The organism is Telluria sp. ZB4P36 (genome assembly GCF_059685865.1).
In genome coordinates, this window is the sequence record NZ_JCASIE010000013.1 from 95,351 (window position 1) to 111,350 (window position 16,000).

The following is a 16,000-nucleotide window of genomic DNA, read 5'->3' on the forward strand; positions in this document are numbered from 1 at the left end:
AGAGGCCACGGTTCTTGAGTTCGTTGAAAACCTTCAGCCAGAACTTGGCACCTTCGGTCTGTTCGATCCACAGGCCCAGCACTTCCTTGCGCCCATCTGCACGAATGCCGAGGGCCAGATACACGGCCTTGTTCTTGACGCTGCCTTCGTCGCGGATTTTCAGGCGCAATGCGTCGAAATACACGATCGGGTACATCGCTTCGAGCGGCCGTTGCTGCCACTGCGCGACCTCTTCGGGCACCTCGCCGGTGATGGTCGAAATCAGGTCCGGCGACACCTCGGTGCCGTACAACTCCAGCAGATGCGCTTGAATCTCGGGCACGCTCATGCCGCGCGCGTACATGCTGATCACGTGATCGTCGAAGCCGGACATCCGGCGCTGATGTTTGGCGACCAGCTTGGGCTCGAAGCTCGACAGACGATCGCGCGGAATGTCCATGTTGTGCTCGCCACCCGGAGTCAACACCTTCTTTGGGCTGCTGCCGTTGCGATGGTTTTTGCTGCCGTCTTCCTCGTTGGCCAGGTGGTGGTTCAGTTCAGCCGACAGCATGCGCTCGGCCAGCATCTTCTTGAGTTGCCCGGCCAAGCCGGATTCGCCAAGGATCGACTCGGCGTCCTTGTTCTCAACCTGGGCCAGCAACTGGTCGATCAGCTCGACTGGGAACGGGTACGCTGCTTTCTGTTTTTTGGGCTTCTTGGTGGTCATCACTTCGGTCATGGAACAATCCTTTCGGTATTATTTCATGACCCCGTTCCACATAGAAAATCGGACAGGCTTAGACGACGTGAAGCTTCCCGTCCAGTCAATCAGGCCGCTGGCTGCGCTTGGGAGCAGACGTCGCTACCTTGTTTGCCATACCAACCCAGCGCGCGAGCGTTGAAGCCAGCAGTTCGAAATCGATCGGCTTCGAAATATGCTCGTTCATCCCTGCCTCGAGACACAGTTGTTCATCGCCACTCATCGCATTGGCGGTCATTGCCAGCACCGGCAGCGACGTGTGGCGTGGATCAGCGCGGATCCGGCGTGTGGCCTCGTAACCGTCCATCACCGGCATCTGGCAGTCCATCAGCACCGCATCGAAATCGTGCATGGCGAGCAGATCCAGCGCCTCGCGCCCATTGCGTGCCAAGGTGGTGTGCACGCCAAGTATGGCGAGCATGTCACGCGCTACCTCCTGATTGATCTCGTTGTCCTCGACAAGCAGCACTCTGGCCCCATGCAAGCCGGCACTCGGGCCTTGTCCGGAGGCGGGCCCGTCCAAGGTCGTCTTCACGGCGCACGCGGTGTCGCGCACGCTGCTGGCGATGGCGTCGAATACGCTAGAGGGCGTGACCGGCTTTTCCAGCACGCCGAGGTCGGCCAGATCGCCTGCGTCGGCAAGCAACTCGTCGCGGCTGTAGGCTGTCACCATAATGATCGACAGGGTGGAGGAAATCGCAGGATTGGAACGGATCATACGGATCGCGTCCAGGCCATTCATGCCGGGCATGACCCAGTCCATTAGAACCAGCTGGTACGGATTGCCGCGTTCTTCAGCCCCCTCGAGTTCCGTGATCGCTTCGGCGGCGGAGGCCACCGCCACCGCTGACATCCGCATCGATGCCAGGATGCCGACGATGATTTCCCGTGCGGCGGCATTGTCGTCTACTACCAGCACCCGCATTCGGCCTGGAAGCGGGGGCGGCAAAGCATGGGCGCTGCTGCCCGGTGTGCACTCCAGTCGAGCGGTAAAGATGAAGCTGCTACCACTGCCGGGTTCGCTCTCAACCCAGATACGCCCGCCCATCAGCTCCACCAGGCTGCGAGAGATCGAGAGACCGAGACCGGTGCCGCCGTGGGTGCGGGTCGTGGAGGCGTCGGCCTGGGCGAAGGGGGCGAAAAGGGCACCCATTTGTTCCCTAGTGATACCGATGCCGGTATCACGCACCTCGAAGCACAGCAGCACGTCGCTCGCGCTACGCTCGAGCACGCGCAGACCGACGATGATGTTACCGTGCTCGGTGAACTTGATCGCGTTGTTGACAAGGTTGAGCAGTACCTGGCCGAGGCGCAGTGCGTCGCCGCTCAGTTCGAGCGGCACATCGGGCGCCACTTCGAACAGCAGTTCCAGCCCCTTTTCCTGGGCGCGCAGGACGGTCAGCGCGGCCAGGTGGTCGAGCACCGCACGCACCAACAGCGGTCGTTTCTCGAAGCGCAGCTTGCCCGCCTCTATCTTGGAGAAATCGAGAATGTCATTGATGATGGCGAGCAGGCCGTGGGCTGCACGGTCAACCTTTTCCAGGTAGTTACGTTGGCGCTCGTCCAGCCTGGTCATCAGCGCCAAGCGGGTCATGCCGATCACCGCGTTCATCGGGGTGCGGATCTCGTGGCTCATGTTGGCCAGGAACTCGCTCTTGCTGCGTGTCGCCGCCTCAGCCGCTTCCTGGGCGCGCCGCGTTGCTTCCAGCGCCGCGCGCTGCTCGGTCACATCAATTCCGAAGCTGATCAATGCCACGTCGCCGCCCTCGTCACCCAGCACCGTACTCTGCCAGGCGATGCAGCGTTCGGCTCCGGCAGAGGTGCGTATCGCATGCTCTAGGGCAGCCGGCACAGCGTCCCAACCGTCGTCCGCTGGCCACTGCGCCGCCGCGTCCGGCCCGAACAGCGGTGTGTCGCGCCATACCTGCCCCAGCATCTGGACCGCCGCGTAGCCGGTGACCCTGCTGGCGGTATCGTTGAAGACGCGCACGCGGCCTTCGTGATCGAGGCCGACGATCACCACATTGGCGCTCGCGATCAGGCGCTCGGTCAGTTCCTTGGCATGGCGCAGCGACTGCTCGGCCGTGGTACGCTCCTCCAGCATGCGCGCCAGGCTGGCGCGCATTGCGTCGAGCGCGTCCAGAAGGCGGCCCGGCTCGTCCGGATGGCGCACCAAGGGGCGTGGCGCCATGTCTCCCCGGGAAACGCGTTCGGCCAGGTGCAAGGCCTCAGCCAGCGGCGCGGTGATGCTGCGCCTGACGACTACTGCGGCTCCAATCGCCACCAGAACTGCGGCCAGAAGGATCGCCAGCTGGAAGCGCCATTCGGTACCGATCGTTTCCTGGGCATGCACTTCGCTGGCAGCAGCGTGCGCGGCGGCGCGTCCAACGAGGCTGTCGATCGCCTTGCGGTGCAGTGCGAAGGCGTCATCCATGCGCGCCAGCGCGGCGCGCGCTGCGTCGGCGTCGCCGCGCTCGACGGCTGGAGCCAGCGCGTCGCGCGCGAGGTCGTAAAAGGCGGCTCCGGACGAAGCCACCGCTGCCAGCGGCGCGGCTAGTTCTGCGTCGCCATTGGCGCGCCACTGTGCCAGGCGCGCCTCATGTGCGTCGCGTAACACCTGCAGGCGCGCGAGGTAGTCGCGGGCCTGGGCGGCGTTGCCTGGCTCGTGACCCCGCTGGAGCGACAGCAGGTAGGCTTCGGACACATACAACGACGGTGGCAAGGCGTCGGCAACGATGTCCTTGGAGGTGGCGATCCTATCGTAAAGCGGGCCGTTGACCTTTAAGTAGTCGAGGGTGCGGAAGGACCAAGCGCCATAGGCGGCGAAACCGGCCGCAAATACGCCGGTCAGCAGCAGCAGGCGCAGGGAGAGGGACAGCTTGCGCAGGAAATCCATGAATGCGAATTGTCAGTGAAGTTTATGTGGAGGCAGCTGTTCCAGCAGGGCGCACAGCTCGCGGTATCGGTGTCCGTCGAGCATGGCGTGGAGTGCGGCGCCCAGACGCGCGCCATGGGCCGCGCGTATCTCGTCCACATGTGCGCGTGCCAGCCGCAGGTCCAGCTGGAGCACGGCTGTGCTCAACGCTTGGCGCTGGTGTGCCGGCAGAGCCTCCAATTCGGCGTGGGCCGGAAGCGCGGCCGCAGCGCCTGGATCCGGAGCCGGCGGGGTTGCCGCGGCTGCGGCGCAGGTCTGGCCGGCATCCGGCAGCTGCAAGGAAAAGGCGAAGCAAGAGCCCTGGCCCGGGGCCGAGCGCAAGTCCAGCGATCCGCCCATCAGGCGCACGTATTCACGTGCGATGGTGAGCCCAAGACCCGCGCCCGGATGCTGTCCAGCGGGGGCGGCCTGCACGAAAGCGTCGAACACACGTTTCTGGTCGCCTGGGGCGATGCCGACCCCGCTGTCCTCCACGCTGAAGCGCAGTACCGCAGGCGTGCGCTCCTGCGCGGCCACTTTCACCCGCACCGCACCGGCTTCGGTGAAGGCGATCGCATTGCTGACCAGGTTGTGAAGTACCTGACGCAGCTTGGCGCCGTCCGCCAGACGTGGCGCCAGCGTGGGACAGGACATGACCAGACTTAAGCCCTTTCGCTCGGCCTGCTGTCGTAGGCGGTCCAGCACCTCACGCATTAGACCTTCGATCGCAACCGGTCCCGGGACCAGGCACACCTGGGCGGATTCAAGTTTGGCCAGCTCCAGGATCTCGTTGATCATGCCGAGCAACTGAACCCCGGCGCCATGGATCAGGCGCAGGTTCTGCTTCTCGTCCTCGAACATGGTAGTGGAGACGGACATCATTTGCGAGAAGCCGATGATGGCGTTCAGCGGAGTGCGCAGCTCGTGGCTCATATTAGCAAGGAAGGCGCTGCGCGCCCGCCGCGCGGCCTCCGCCTCACCGAGCGCGCGCGACAGGTCGGCGGTACGCTTGGCAACGGTGTCTTCCAGGCAATCGCGGTAGCGGCGCAATTCTTCCTCGACACGCGCCCGCTCGGTGATGTCGACGTAGCCGCCGCGCAGCAGCGTGCCGGACGCGGAAGGCAGGGCGACTACGCTCACCTCGCAGGGGAAGCAACGGCCGTCGAGCGCGCGCACGGTGCGCAGCACGCTGAATTCCTCGCCCGACAGTCCACGCCCGGCATTGCGCGCGATCGTCTCGGGCAGCGGCAGGCCGTCGGGCTGGATGTCGGCATAAAAGCGTTCCGGCCCGCTCTTCAGGAGCTCTGCGCGGCTGGCGCCGAACAGGCGCTCCGCCTTGGTGTTTGCGTCGACGAAGCGGCCCAGGGTCGGGTCGTAGACGACGATCGCTTCCGGTGCGTGCTCGACGAGTACCCGGTAGCGGCGCTCGGCCACGCGCAGGCGGCGCTGCTGGAACAGGAGGACTGTGACAAGAAGCGACAGCAGGACGATGGTGGCGAGGGCCGCGCCGGCGGCGGCGGGATGCTCGCGCCACAAGGGCACGGGCTTGTTGACGAACAAGGTGTCCGGCGGCAGCAGGTCGGGATCCGCGCCCCACCGCTGCAGCTGCTGCCAGTCGTATAAGCTGGTCGGCTGCACCGGCAGTTCGGCGGCGCCGGGGGCAATCGTGCGGCGGCCGTCTAAAATCTCGACCGTAGCGCGCGCCGTTATGGCCGCAGTGTGTTCGACGTGCTGAACCGCGCCGCCCAGGCTGCCCTCCCCGACTGTAGGGCTGAACAGGACGAAGGTGGGCACCTTCGCGGCGCGCACGATCCGCATCCATATGTCGTAGTTCGCGACGCTGGCGCCTTGCGCGTCGCGGTTGATCAGCCCTGCCAAGATGACGGTCCCGGGGCCGGCTTGTGCCGCGCGCGCAACCATGCCGTCGAAACTCAAGCCGTCCGTGTACTCGAGCTGCGTGCGCAGTCCCAGCTCGGCGGCCGCGGCGCCGATCTCGCGCTTGGTTTCCAGGTCGGCAGGGGCCGCCCCCACCGCCACCAGGATGCGCTCGGTGGTTGGGAACAGTGTCATCGCTTGCCGCAGTGTGCTACGCACGTGCGGCCGAGCCGGGATCAGCAGTATGCGGTAGCGCTGGTCTGCAGTCCGCCGATCGACGTGGGTACTGGACGAGATGATGGTCGCGCGCTCGGCCAGCTCGGGCAGCTCGCGCAACAGGAAGGCGGTGGCGGGCTGCTGAAGCGCGACGATCAGATCCGGCGGCGCGGCGCGGTAGCGCTCCAGCAGGAGTGCACGCAGGGGGGGATGCCGTTCCAGCCCGGGATCGGCGTCGAGATTCAGGTATTCGACCGCGATGCGGTCGCGCCCCATGCCACCCGCGAGCAAGGTATTCGTATAAGCCTGGATGAAGCTCTGCACGCCGGGCCGCCCGTAAGCATATGAAACCAGCAGCAGGACGCGCTTGTCTGATGGCGGCGCTTGAGCCCATGCAGCGGGTTCTGCAAGCAGCAGGGCCGGCAGAAGCAGGGCCGGCAGGCAGCGGCGCCAGAGGCTGGCGATGGCATGCATCATACGGGGCAGGCTTGCCGACCCGCGGCCGCCGGCAGGCGGAATCCTACTGTGGCGCCGCGTTCCGTGTTGTTGGCAGCGTTGAGCCTGCCGCCATGGGCCTGGACGATCGCGTTCGAGATCGACAAGCCGAGCCCCATACCCTGCGGCTTGGTGCTGGCGAAAGAAGTAAAGCCGGAGGGTGGTTCGCCGATGAAGCCGCAGCCCTGGTCGGACACCAGGACTTCGACCTCGCTGCCTGAGCGCGCTGCGCGGATTGCGATGCACGCGTCGCCGGTGGTCTCCTGCATCGCGTCCATGCCGTTCAGGACCAGGTTGACCAGCACCTGCTCCAGCTGGACAGTATCGCCGATAACGGTCAGGCCATGTGTTGGTGCATCCACCTCGATATGAATGCGGCGCTTGCGTGCCTCGGCCGCGAGCAAGGCCGCGACGTCGCGAACCAGTTTGGCCAGGTCGAGTTCGGCATGCACGGCTTCGCCCTTGCTCAGCATGGTGCGCATACGCTGGATGAGGTCGCTTGCACGAAGGTTGTCGCGCCGGATGTCGCCGACGATGTCGGCGATTTCGTCGAGATTGGGATCGGGGCGAGCCAAGAGCAGTTCGGCCGCCTCGGCATTGCTGAGGATCGCAGTGAGCGGCTGGTTCAGCTCGTGCACCAGCGAGGCGCACAGAAAGGTGGCGCTGGCATTCCGGTTGAGGTGGGCAATCTCGGCCAGGCGGAGGCGCGATTCGCGTTCGGCTGCGTCACGCTGCTGCTTTTCGGCGGCCAGTGCCAGCTGGCTGTTTAGCAGCTGTTGCGCTTTGGACTCGACCAGCTGCTGCAGATGTGCGTTCTGGTAAGCCAGAAGACGGCGCAGCTGACGTAGCTGCAGATGAGCGGCTACGCGCGCCCTCACTTCCAGGAAATCATAAGGCTTGGCGATGTAGTCGACCCCGCCGGCTTCAAAGCCGCGCAGCTTATCGTCGGTGTCGTTGAAGGCAGACAGGAAGATCACTGGCACGTCACGCAGCATCGGGCTGCGCTGCATCTGGCGGCACACCTCGTAGCCGTCCATGCCGGGCATACGCACGTCGAGCAGGACCAGGTCGGGCGGCTGGGCCTGGGCGCTCCACAGGGCCAGCTCGCCGTCGGGCGCTTCGCGCACACGGTATCCGGCCCTGGCAAGCAGGGACGCGAGCAGCCGCAGCGAGGCCGGGGTGTCCTCGACCACGAGGATGTCGCCGGCATCGGCGTGAAGCAGGGCGTCGTCGGGTGTCATGAAATGTTCCTTGCCGGCGCGCTGCGCCGGTTTATGCGGGAATCATAACCGTATTGACGCCCGCCCTCAACATTTATTGCGGAAGCGCAAATGGTGCCGTGGGCGCTGGGGCGCGGTGGCGCCGCGCAGGAGCCGCAGCCGTGGTCTTGAAGACGCTCACTGCCTGCGCGAGCTGAGCGGCCTGTTCCTCCAGGCTGGCCGCGGCGGCGGCCGATTCTTCGACCAGGGCGGCATTCTGTTGGGTCACGGTGTCCATTTGGGCGACTGCTTCATTGACCTGCTGGATCCCGGTGCTCTGCTCGTCGCTTGCGGCATTGATCTCCGCCATCAGGTCGGAAACCTCACGTACCGCCAGCAGCAAACCGCCGATGGTGGCTCCTGCGTGGTTGACCAGGGCCCCCCCCTGGCCGATGCGCTCGACCGAATCGTTGATCAGGTCGCGGATCTGCTTGGCCGCGCTCGCCGAGCGGTGGGCCAAGTTGCGAACTTCGTTGGCCACGACCGCGAAACCTGCCCCTTGGGCGCCGGCCCGCGCCGCTTCGACCGCCGCGTTGAGCGAAAGGATATTGGTCTGGAAGGCGATGCCGTCGATGACGCCGATGATCTCGTTCATCCTGCCGGCACTGTCCTTGATCAGGCCCATGGTGGCAACCACCTGGCCGACCACACGTTCCCCATCGGCAGCCTGCTCCGAAGCTCTCAGCACGACCTGGCGCGCATGGCGCGCATTGTCTGCGTTCTGCTGCACGGTCGAGGTCAACTCTTCCATCGAGGACGCGGTCTCTTCCAGGTTGGCAGCCTGCTGCTCGGTTCGCGCCGACAGGTCGAGATTGCCGGCCGCGATCTCGCGCGAGGCCACCGCAATGGTGTCGCTGCTCAGGCGTACCGCCCCCACGGTACGCGCCAGCGATTCGCTCATGTCCTTCAAGGCACTCAGCATGCGGCCCATCTCATTGGTGGAGTCGATGTGGAATTCCTGGGCCAGCTCGCCGGCGGCGATGCCGCGCGCGGCACGGATCGCTTGGTCGAGCGGGACGCCGATACTGCGCACCAGCCACCAGCCGGCTACGGAACCGACGAGGGCAGCCAGCAGCATGGCGCCGCCGACCAGCAGCCTGAACTCCTCGTAGTGCTGCTGCGACAATTCGTACTCTTCTCTGCCGACATCCTGCTGCAGTTCGATCAGCTTGGTCAGGCTGGGTCGGGCTTTTCCGTAGAGCGCGTGCACGGCGCCATGCACCAGCGCAGTGGCAGTGCCGCGGTCGCCGCTACGCAGGGCGGCGACGGCCGGCAGCACGCCGTCGCGAATAAACACGCTGCGCCGTTCTTCGAACTCGTCCGCGAGCACACGCTCGTCCGCCGTCATTTGGGTGTCGTTGTATGACTTCCATATTTTGTGGCCCTCGGCGATTTCGGTCTCGATCGCATCCATCTGGCGAGCGATGTTTTGCTCCTGATCCGTCAGGGCTTTGGCAAGCATCAACTGGTGACGGTTAACAAGGCGCACGACGCCGTCGAGCTGGCCGAGCGCAATCAGGCGATCTTCATAGACCGTCTTGAGCGAGGCGTTGACCGAATGCAGGGCGAACAGTCCGCCTGCGCCAAGCGCGACGCAGGCGAACAGAAGCAGGCCGATGACGACGGTCAGCCGGGTCTTGATCAGAATGTTGTTGAGCATGGTGTTCCTCGAACGATATGGGGTGAACGATTAGGTGACACGGCGGCCGGCCAGCGCCAGTACGATCGCGTCGAGCAGGATGCGGGCCGCGATGGGCTTGTGCAGGAAGCTGCTGCAGCCAAGCGCCTCGGCTCTGGCCTGCGCCTCGGGATCGCAGCGGCCGGTGATGACGATGACAGGGAGCCGAGGACGGCGTTCGCGGAGGATCGATTGCAGTTCGATTCCCGACATCCCGTCCAGATCGACGTCGGCGATCAGGCAGTCATGCAGCTCCGGCGCCGGTGACGCCAGGAAGTCCTCGGCGGAAACGTACGGAGTAATCGTGTAGCCGCTGATGCGCAGCAGGCGCGCGATGGCGCGGTTAGTGGGAAGGTCGTTCTCCACCAGGGCGATATGAGATTCCATGGGGCAGTAAAAGCCATCTTTGTCGATGCTTTACTGTAGGCCCTAGCGCTGCGTCTGACATTTGTACCTTAGTACAATGCGCTACGGTCGGCGCGGCCGGTTCAGCCGGCGTGGACAATCCCCAGGCGCGCGGCGGCGACCACCAGCTCGGCCAGAGAGCCAGCGCCCATCTTTTCCATGACGCTGCGGCGTTGTTCCTTGACGGTGCGCTCGGTATTGCCGAGTTCATACGCTATCTGCTTGTTAAGCAGGCCCTGGACCACCAGGCCGAAGACTTCGCGTTCCCGTGGGGTCAGGCTGGCAAAACGGGCGCCGAGCGCCTCGCGTTCAGCGCGCTCGCGCCGCTTGCTGTCGTACTGCGCGAGGGCGCGCTCGATCGCGGCGAACAGCTGCTCGCCGCGGACTGGCTTGGGAAGGAAATCCTCTGCTCCGCCTTTGATGGCGCGCACGCTGCTGGCGATGTCGCCGGCGCCAGTAAGGAAGACAATGGGAAGCGGATTGCCGCTGCGTGCCAGCAGATCTTGCAGGCCGAGGCCGTCGAGGCCGGGCATGTTCAGGTCGAGGACGATGCATCCCGGTGCGTCGCAGGGCGGCGCCAGCGCGAAGCATTCGGCGCTGTCGTAACTGCGCACCGTGAAGCCGCGTGCGCCCAGCAGGCGCTCGAGCGCGCGGCGGACTGCCGCGTCATCGTCGACGACATGAATGGTCGCGCGGCTCGTTTCCTGGTCATGTGTATTCATGCGGCATCGCATCTCCCCCGCTCACGATAGCGCATCTTCCCTGGCCACTGCAACCATTGTTTCGGCATGTTGCTGTGCGCGCACGAGTTCCTCGAAGCCCGGCAGCGGCAGCGGTCGCGAGAAGAGGTCGCCCTGAAACGCGCCGCATCCGAGCTGGGTGAGCAAGGCCCGCTGAGCCTCGGTTTCCACGCCTTCCGCGACAACCTCGAGGCCGAAGCTGCATCCGAGCGCCACCACGGTGCGCACGATCGCCAAGTCACCGGGGTGGCTCAGGACATCGGCGACAAAGGTGCGGTCGATCTTCAGCTGGTCGATTGGCAGTCGCTTGAGGTAGGCGAGCGAGGAGTAGCCGGTGCCGAAATCGTCCAGCGCAATTTCGACGCCGGCCGCCTTCAGCGCGCGGATGGTGGCTATCACGCCGTCGGTATTCGCCAGCAGCAGGCCTTCGGTCAGCTCCAGCTTCAGACGACGCGGCTCGGCGCCGCTGTTGCGCAGCGCCGCCATGACCTGTTCAACGAAGCCGGGCTCGCTGAACTGGCAGGCGCTGACATTGACGGACAGTGTCAGGCTGCCCAGGATCGGATCGTGTGACCAGGCGGCCAGGCGCGCGCAGGCAGTTTCCAGAACCCAGCGCCCGAGCGGCAGGATCAGGCCGGTGGCTTCGCACAGGGGAATGAAACTGGCGGGCGGCACCAGTCCACGTTGCGGATGGTGCCAGCGCACCAGAACCTCGGCGCCCAGAACATGTCCGTTGCGGTCGACCTGGGCCTGGTAGTACAGCTCGAACTGGCCGTTGGCAACTCCCAGCCGCAAGTCGTTCTCGAGGGCCCGACGCGCCGCTTCCACGGCCGCTATCGCCGGGTCGTACAGGCGAACCATGTCGCGGCCGCCGGCCTTGGCCTGGGCCAGTGCACTCTCGGCGCGCCGCATCAGCTCCCGGACCGCGGGGGCGTCCGGTCCGCCCAGCGCGATCCCGACACTGGCAGTGCAGGCGTGGCGCACGCCGTCGAGCGCGAAGGTTTCGGCCAACGCGGCGCGCAGGCTGTCGGCGCTGCCGAGTGCGGCGTCAAGGGAAGCAGCTGGCGACCAGGGCAGGTCGGTCAGAAGTACGGCGAACCGGTCGGCCCGCACCCGTGTCACCAGGCCGCCATGCCCGAGCTGATTCTGGAGTCGCGCAGCGACTGCACGAAGGAGCTGGTTGCCGAGATCGCTGCCCTGAGAGGTGTTGAACAGGTTGAAATGGTCGAGGTCGAGCATGAGCAGGGCGGTACGCTGGCGCGCCGCGCGCTGGAGTACGGCCAGCCGGGCTGCCAGTGTGCCCTGCCCGGGCAGCCCGGTGAGCGCGTCGCGTGCACCCGGATCGCCGGCCGCGTCCCTGTCCTGGCAGCGGCGGCTAATGTCCTGGATCGTGCACAGCAGGACGGTCGCGCGCGAGTCACGGTCGCTCACCTTGGCGCGCAGGTGCACCCAGCGTGTTTCGCCATTGGACAGCTGCAGGCGCAGCATGTCGCAGTCGAACATGTCGCCGTCAATCCAGGCCGCGCTGAGTGCACGCCGAAGCCGAACCTGGTCGCGTCTGCTCAGCAGGCCGAAAAATGCGTTGGGGCCGCGCCCGCTGCAGGCAGCAAGGCCGGCGAGGCCGGCAAAGGTCGGCGATGCACGCCAGGTACCGTCATCCAGACGGTAACGTAGACTGCCGATGCCGGCGAGCTGCTGGAATTCACTCCATACCGAGCGGCTGGCTTCGAGCGACCATCGGCCGCGCGCATGCCGGCACCAGGCCAACAACGCCAGCAGCGAGACCAGGCAAGCGCCCGCAAGGACGGCGTACGTCGCAGGCGTGCGCCATGTGGTGTCACGGGCCGCCGCCACAGCGGACAAGCCCGCAGCTCCCAGCAACAGGGCGCAGATCCAAAATCGCAGCACGCGGGAAGGGACACGCGGGGCTGCTGCCCCGGATTGTTTATGGTGCCTATAGTGCGACAACATGACGTTCTCTCCAGACCTGGGGACGGCAGCTGATGCTTGGCCGATACTCTCGTCAGTACTGTAAGTGCGTTGTCATCTTGTCGATATTGTCCTTTGGTGCGGTATAGGCCGGTATGCAATGCGAAGCCGCTTGCACGTAGAGAAAAGCGCTGCCGCCGCCACAGGCGGCGTTATGGAAGGCGCCCGCAGATCGCGGAATTCCTCCGGATCGCGTCATTCGTTTTCATTATGTTCGAGGTGAAGTATTTCATGACTGGCAGGAGAAAAAGGCATCCTACACTGGCACGCCAAGTACAACAGGAGACGTCATGAAATTCTCTGGTCAAGTGAAAACAGTGTTGGGCTCGATGATGCTTTGCGCGAGCATGGACGCCCTGGCCGATACGCTGCGCGTCGACACCGCCACCTGGTTCAAACGTAGTACGGCCGACTCAACCACCTTGCCCTCGGCTGACAAATGCTGGGTCGGCAATGGAATCTCGCTCGGGGCCGGGAGTGCTTCGACTTCAGTCGCCGGCCATTACCGTGCAGTGCTCGACAATCCCTTACCCGGATGCGCTTTCTCCGATGGCTATTTCTTTTCTTCACATGTGGCTTGGATCGCCGACCCGGTGGCGTCCGCACCGGATCCCGCGCAGGTCTGGTATTTCGGGAACCTTGGCGAGAACGAGAAGGTCGCGGATGACCGTCTTGCACCCCTGAGCCTGACATTGGGAGGCAGTAAATTCTGGAAAAGTAATAATCCAGAAATCTACAACGGCCCCGGGTGGCTCATGCAGAACAGCCGCAGCGACCTCAGTCGCGGCGGCTCGGCCAATGCCCTGAGCGGCTGTTTCCCAGCCTACTTCTTCCACATCAACCAGTCGGGCGGCACGGCATACCTGCACCTGCTGGCCAGTAATCCGCAAACGGCGAGCGTGAATGTCTCCGCCAAGGGGTCGGCCTACACCAACTCCACCAAGCCCTTGACGGGTAAGGCGACAGGGCAGAGCTACTTCGTGTCCAAGGATTGGCGCGACGCCACCTTTCTGACCAATTTCAGCAACCGTAGCGTGGGCGCAGGCCAGGTCACCGAGATCGCCAGGCTGAATATGGCACCGAGCAATATGGGCGATGGACGCTTCGAAGTGTGTGCCAGCGCTAGTGTATTCCTGTACACCGTGGTAACCACCACCGGCAACATCACCGACGCGATCAACAAGAGCCAGGGACTGCCGGCCGAGGGCGATATCCGTTCGACCAGCCCCACGGCTTTCGGGCGCGAAGCCGGTGTATATGGCTCGTCGGAAGCGACCGGCCTCACCAATGTGGTGCTGCCGGCGGGAGGCGGCCAGGTTCTCGGGCTGGCATTCAACACGACGGCCAAGTACAACAGCCGGCTTCAGGAGCAGACCAGCCCCTTCGACACCCGTCTCGCCGATTCCGCCGATCGCAGCTATGGCAATTACGGACATCGCTACGATGCCGCGCTGCGCCTGTTCAACGGCAGTGCGTCGGCACGCAATGTACGGCTATCGTTCGCATCGAGCTTCACGGCCGCGACCAACTCACCTTCATTCACCTTCAATTCCGCAGCCGGCCTGAATGGTGCCAAGCTCGACCTCTTCACTACGCCGACCCAGCCGCGACAAGTGCTCGGCACCTGGCGCATCGCGGCCGGCAGCCACCAGGATGTGCGCCTGCTGGTGTATGTCGCAGGCCTCGGCGTCACCAACCAGCAGCTCGTCGTCGAGACGCTTGATTAGGTTGCAGGTGGAATGCAGATCGCATATTCGGTCTGGAAGTCCTGGCCCGGCGCCAGGACGACGATGCCGGGCTTGTTGACCAGCTCCCCGCTGACGTCCGGATCGTCGTCGTAGCCGAACCAGGGTTCGATGCAGACGTAAGGCGCCCCCGGCTTTGCCCACAGGCCGAGGCTGGGAGCGCCGCCGGTGTAAACGCTCAGGCGCACACGTCCATTGCGCTGCTGCAGGCGCACATGCTGCGAGCGGATATTCTTGAAGATCAGGGCGTCGCGAGCGAACAAGTCCGGCGTCAACGCAAGTTCGCGCCCGCCCGCCAGGGGAAGTGCTTCGGGCAAACGCGCCAGCAGGTCGCCATCGAGGCGATAGCAGAGCGCGTCTTCTTTTTCCGAAAACGTCAGCTTCCAGCCGCCGGGGTGGGGCGGCAGACGCAGGCCTGGATGCGCGCCGAGCGAGAACGGCAGCGCTACCTGTCCCGGGTTGTGCACGCGAAGCCGCACATGCAGGCAATACGTGTCGAGGACGAACCCGACCTGCAGCATGAAACGGAATGGGTAGACTGCGAGCGTGGCCGGTGACTCGCACAACGCGAGCGTCGCGCCACGCGGGTGCGCTTCCTGCACTGCGAACTCGGCGTCGCGGGCGAAACCGTGGATCGGCAGCTGGTAGCGCCGGCCCTGGTGCAGGTAGCTGCCGCCCTTCAAACGGCCAACCACCGGAAACAGGATCGGCGCGCTGTCGTTCCACACCTCCGGATCGCGCTGCCACAGGTATTCTTCGCGCGCCTTGGGGTTTTGAAGGCTACGCAGCTCGGCGCCGCGAGTAGCCACAACACAGCGCAGCGCACCGTTGGAGAAGACCAGTTCGCTCATCCCGCCAGGTCCAGTGGCTTGGCGGCGGAGATGGTGCGGCCGTCGCTGTCAAATACGTAGGCAGTGCCGGGTGCCGGCATCAGCCGGATATGCGCGCCGGCGCGCGGAGCGCGGCCGGAGCGGTCTTCGATGCAGAGCTTGGCGCCGCCTGCCTCGGCCAGCGCATGGACATAGGTAATGGGGCCCAGGCGTTCGAGCGCGATAACCTCGGCCTTGACCGCTCCGTCCGAAACCACCCGCCAATGCTCGGGACGCACGCCCAGCGAGCAAGGGCCGCTGCCACGCGGGGTCGCCAGCGCGCAGGGCAGGGTCGCTCCGTCGGCCAGCCGCAGCACGGGCTGGCCGTCTTCGGTGCCTAATGTGCAGTCCAGCATGTTCATCGCCGGCGAGCCGATGAAGCCGGCCACGAAGGCGTTGCACGGGTTGGCGTACAGGGCGAGCGGATGGCCGACCTGCTCGACGCGGCCGTCGCGCAACACCACCATCTTGTCGGCCAAGGTCATGGCCTCGACCTGGTCGTGGGTCACGTAGATCATGGTTTTGCCGACCTCCCGGTGCAGGGCGGCGATCTCGATACGCATACGCAGGCGCAGCTCGGCGTCAAGATTGGACAGCGGCTCGTCGAACAGGAAGATCGATGGTTCCTGTACCAGGGCGCGCCCGATCGCCACGCGCTGACACTGGCCTCCCGAGAGCTCGCCGGGCTTGCGGGCCAAGTAGGCTTCCAGGCGCAGCATCGAGGCCACGCGCTTCAGCTTTTGCGCGATCACGGCCTTGTCGACCTTGCGCATGCGCATGCCGAAACTGAGGTTGTCGCGCACGCTCATGTGCGGGTACAGTGCATACGATTGGAACACCATCGCCACCTTGCGCGCGCTGGGCGCGGCCGCGGTGAGGTCGGCGCCGTCGACCAGGATGCGGCCGTCCGAGGCATCTTCCAGGCCGGCGATGATGCGGAGCAGGGTCGACTTGCCGCAGCCCGATGGGCCGACGAACACCACAAACTCTCCGGCCGCAATGTCCAGGTCCACGCCGTGGATGGTCTGGATCTGGCCAAAGCTCTTCTTGATACCTTGCAGGGAAAGGGATGCCAT

The 16,000-nt window shown here is 65.1% G+C and carries 10 protein-coding genes and 1 pseudogene; 1 reads left to right on the top strand and 10 read right to left on the bottom strand.

The window, feature by feature from the left end:
• Position 1: 1 nt before the first annotated feature.
• The 8 genes and pseudogenes from AC56LK_RS17150 to AC56LK_RS17185 form a co-directional block, all read right to left on the bottom strand.
• Positions 2-706: pseudogene (locus AC56LK_RS17150) on the bottom strand (IS256 family transposase); the annotation flags it as partial.
• A gap of 97 nt (positions 707-803) precedes the next feature.
• Positions 804-3,635, bottom strand: a complete 2,832-nt coding sequence (locus AC56LK_RS17155) for a hybrid sensor histidine kinase/response regulator (RefSeq protein WP_497185690.1) — start codon at positions 3,633-3,635, stop codon at positions 804-806.
• A gap of 12 nt (positions 3,636-3,647) precedes the next feature.
• Positions 3,648-6,221, bottom strand: a complete 2,574-nt coding sequence (locus tag AC56LK_RS17160) for an ATP-binding protein (protein ID WP_497185691.1) — start codon at positions 6,219-6,221, stop codon at positions 3,648-3,650.
• Entirely contained in the window at positions 6,218-7,480 is a 1,263-nt protein-coding gene (locus AC56LK_RS17165) for a hybrid sensor histidine kinase/response regulator (RefSeq protein WP_497185692.1), read from the bottom strand. The genes AC56LK_RS17160 and AC56LK_RS17165 overlap by 4 nt, the downstream gene beginning before the upstream one ends.
• Before the next feature lie 73 nt (positions 7,481-7,553).
• Complete coding sequence (locus tag AC56LK_RS17170) at positions 7,554-9,158, bottom strand: methyl-accepting chemotaxis protein (RefSeq protein ID WP_497185693.1); 1,605 nt, start codon at positions 9,156-9,158, stop codon at positions 7,554-7,556.
• Positions 9,159-9,188: 30 nt separating this feature from the next.
• Positions 9,189-9,563, bottom strand: a complete 375-nt coding sequence (locus tag AC56LK_RS17175; protein WP_497185694.1) for a response regulator transcription factor — start codon at positions 9,561-9,563, stop codon at positions 9,189-9,191.
• A gap of 101 nt (positions 9,564-9,664) precedes the next feature.
• Positions 9,665-10,303 carry a response regulator transcription factor gene (locus AC56LK_RS17180; protein WP_497185695.1) on the bottom strand — a complete coding sequence of 213 codons (639 nt, stop codon included), beginning with the start codon at positions 10,301-10,303 and terminating at the stop codon, positions 9,665-9,667.
• Between the two features lie 21 nt (positions 10,304-10,324).
• Positions 10,325-12,175 carry a putative bifunctional diguanylate cyclase/phosphodiesterase gene (locus AC56LK_RS17185; protein ID WP_497185738.1) on the bottom strand — a complete coding sequence of 617 codons (1,851 nt, stop codon included), beginning with the start codon at positions 12,173-12,175 and terminating at the stop codon, positions 10,325-10,327.
• Between the two features lie 425 nt (positions 12,176-12,600).
• Here AC56LK_RS17185 and AC56LK_RS17190 point away from each other — a divergent pair, with 425 nt between their 5' ends.
• Complete coding sequence (locus AC56LK_RS17190; protein ID WP_497185696.1) at positions 12,601-14,037, top strand: DUF3370 family protein; 1,437 nt, start codon at positions 12,601-12,603, stop codon at positions 14,035-14,037.
• Here the strand turns inward: AC56LK_RS17190 and AC56LK_RS17195 are convergent.
• Both AC56LK_RS17195 and AC56LK_RS17200 read right to left on the bottom strand, forming a co-directional pair.
• Entirely contained in the window at positions 14,034-14,906 is an 873-nt protein-coding gene (locus tag AC56LK_RS17195) for an aldose 1-epimerase family protein (protein ID WP_497185697.1), read from the bottom strand. The two genes, AC56LK_RS17190 and AC56LK_RS17195, sit on opposite strands and share 4 nt — an antisense overlap.
• Positions 14,903-16,000, bottom strand: a complete 1,098-nt coding sequence (locus tag AC56LK_RS17200; RefSeq protein WP_497185698.1) for an ABC transporter ATP-binding protein — start codon at positions 15,998-16,000, stop codon at positions 14,903-14,905. The genes AC56LK_RS17195 and AC56LK_RS17200 overlap by 4 nt, the downstream gene beginning before the upstream one ends.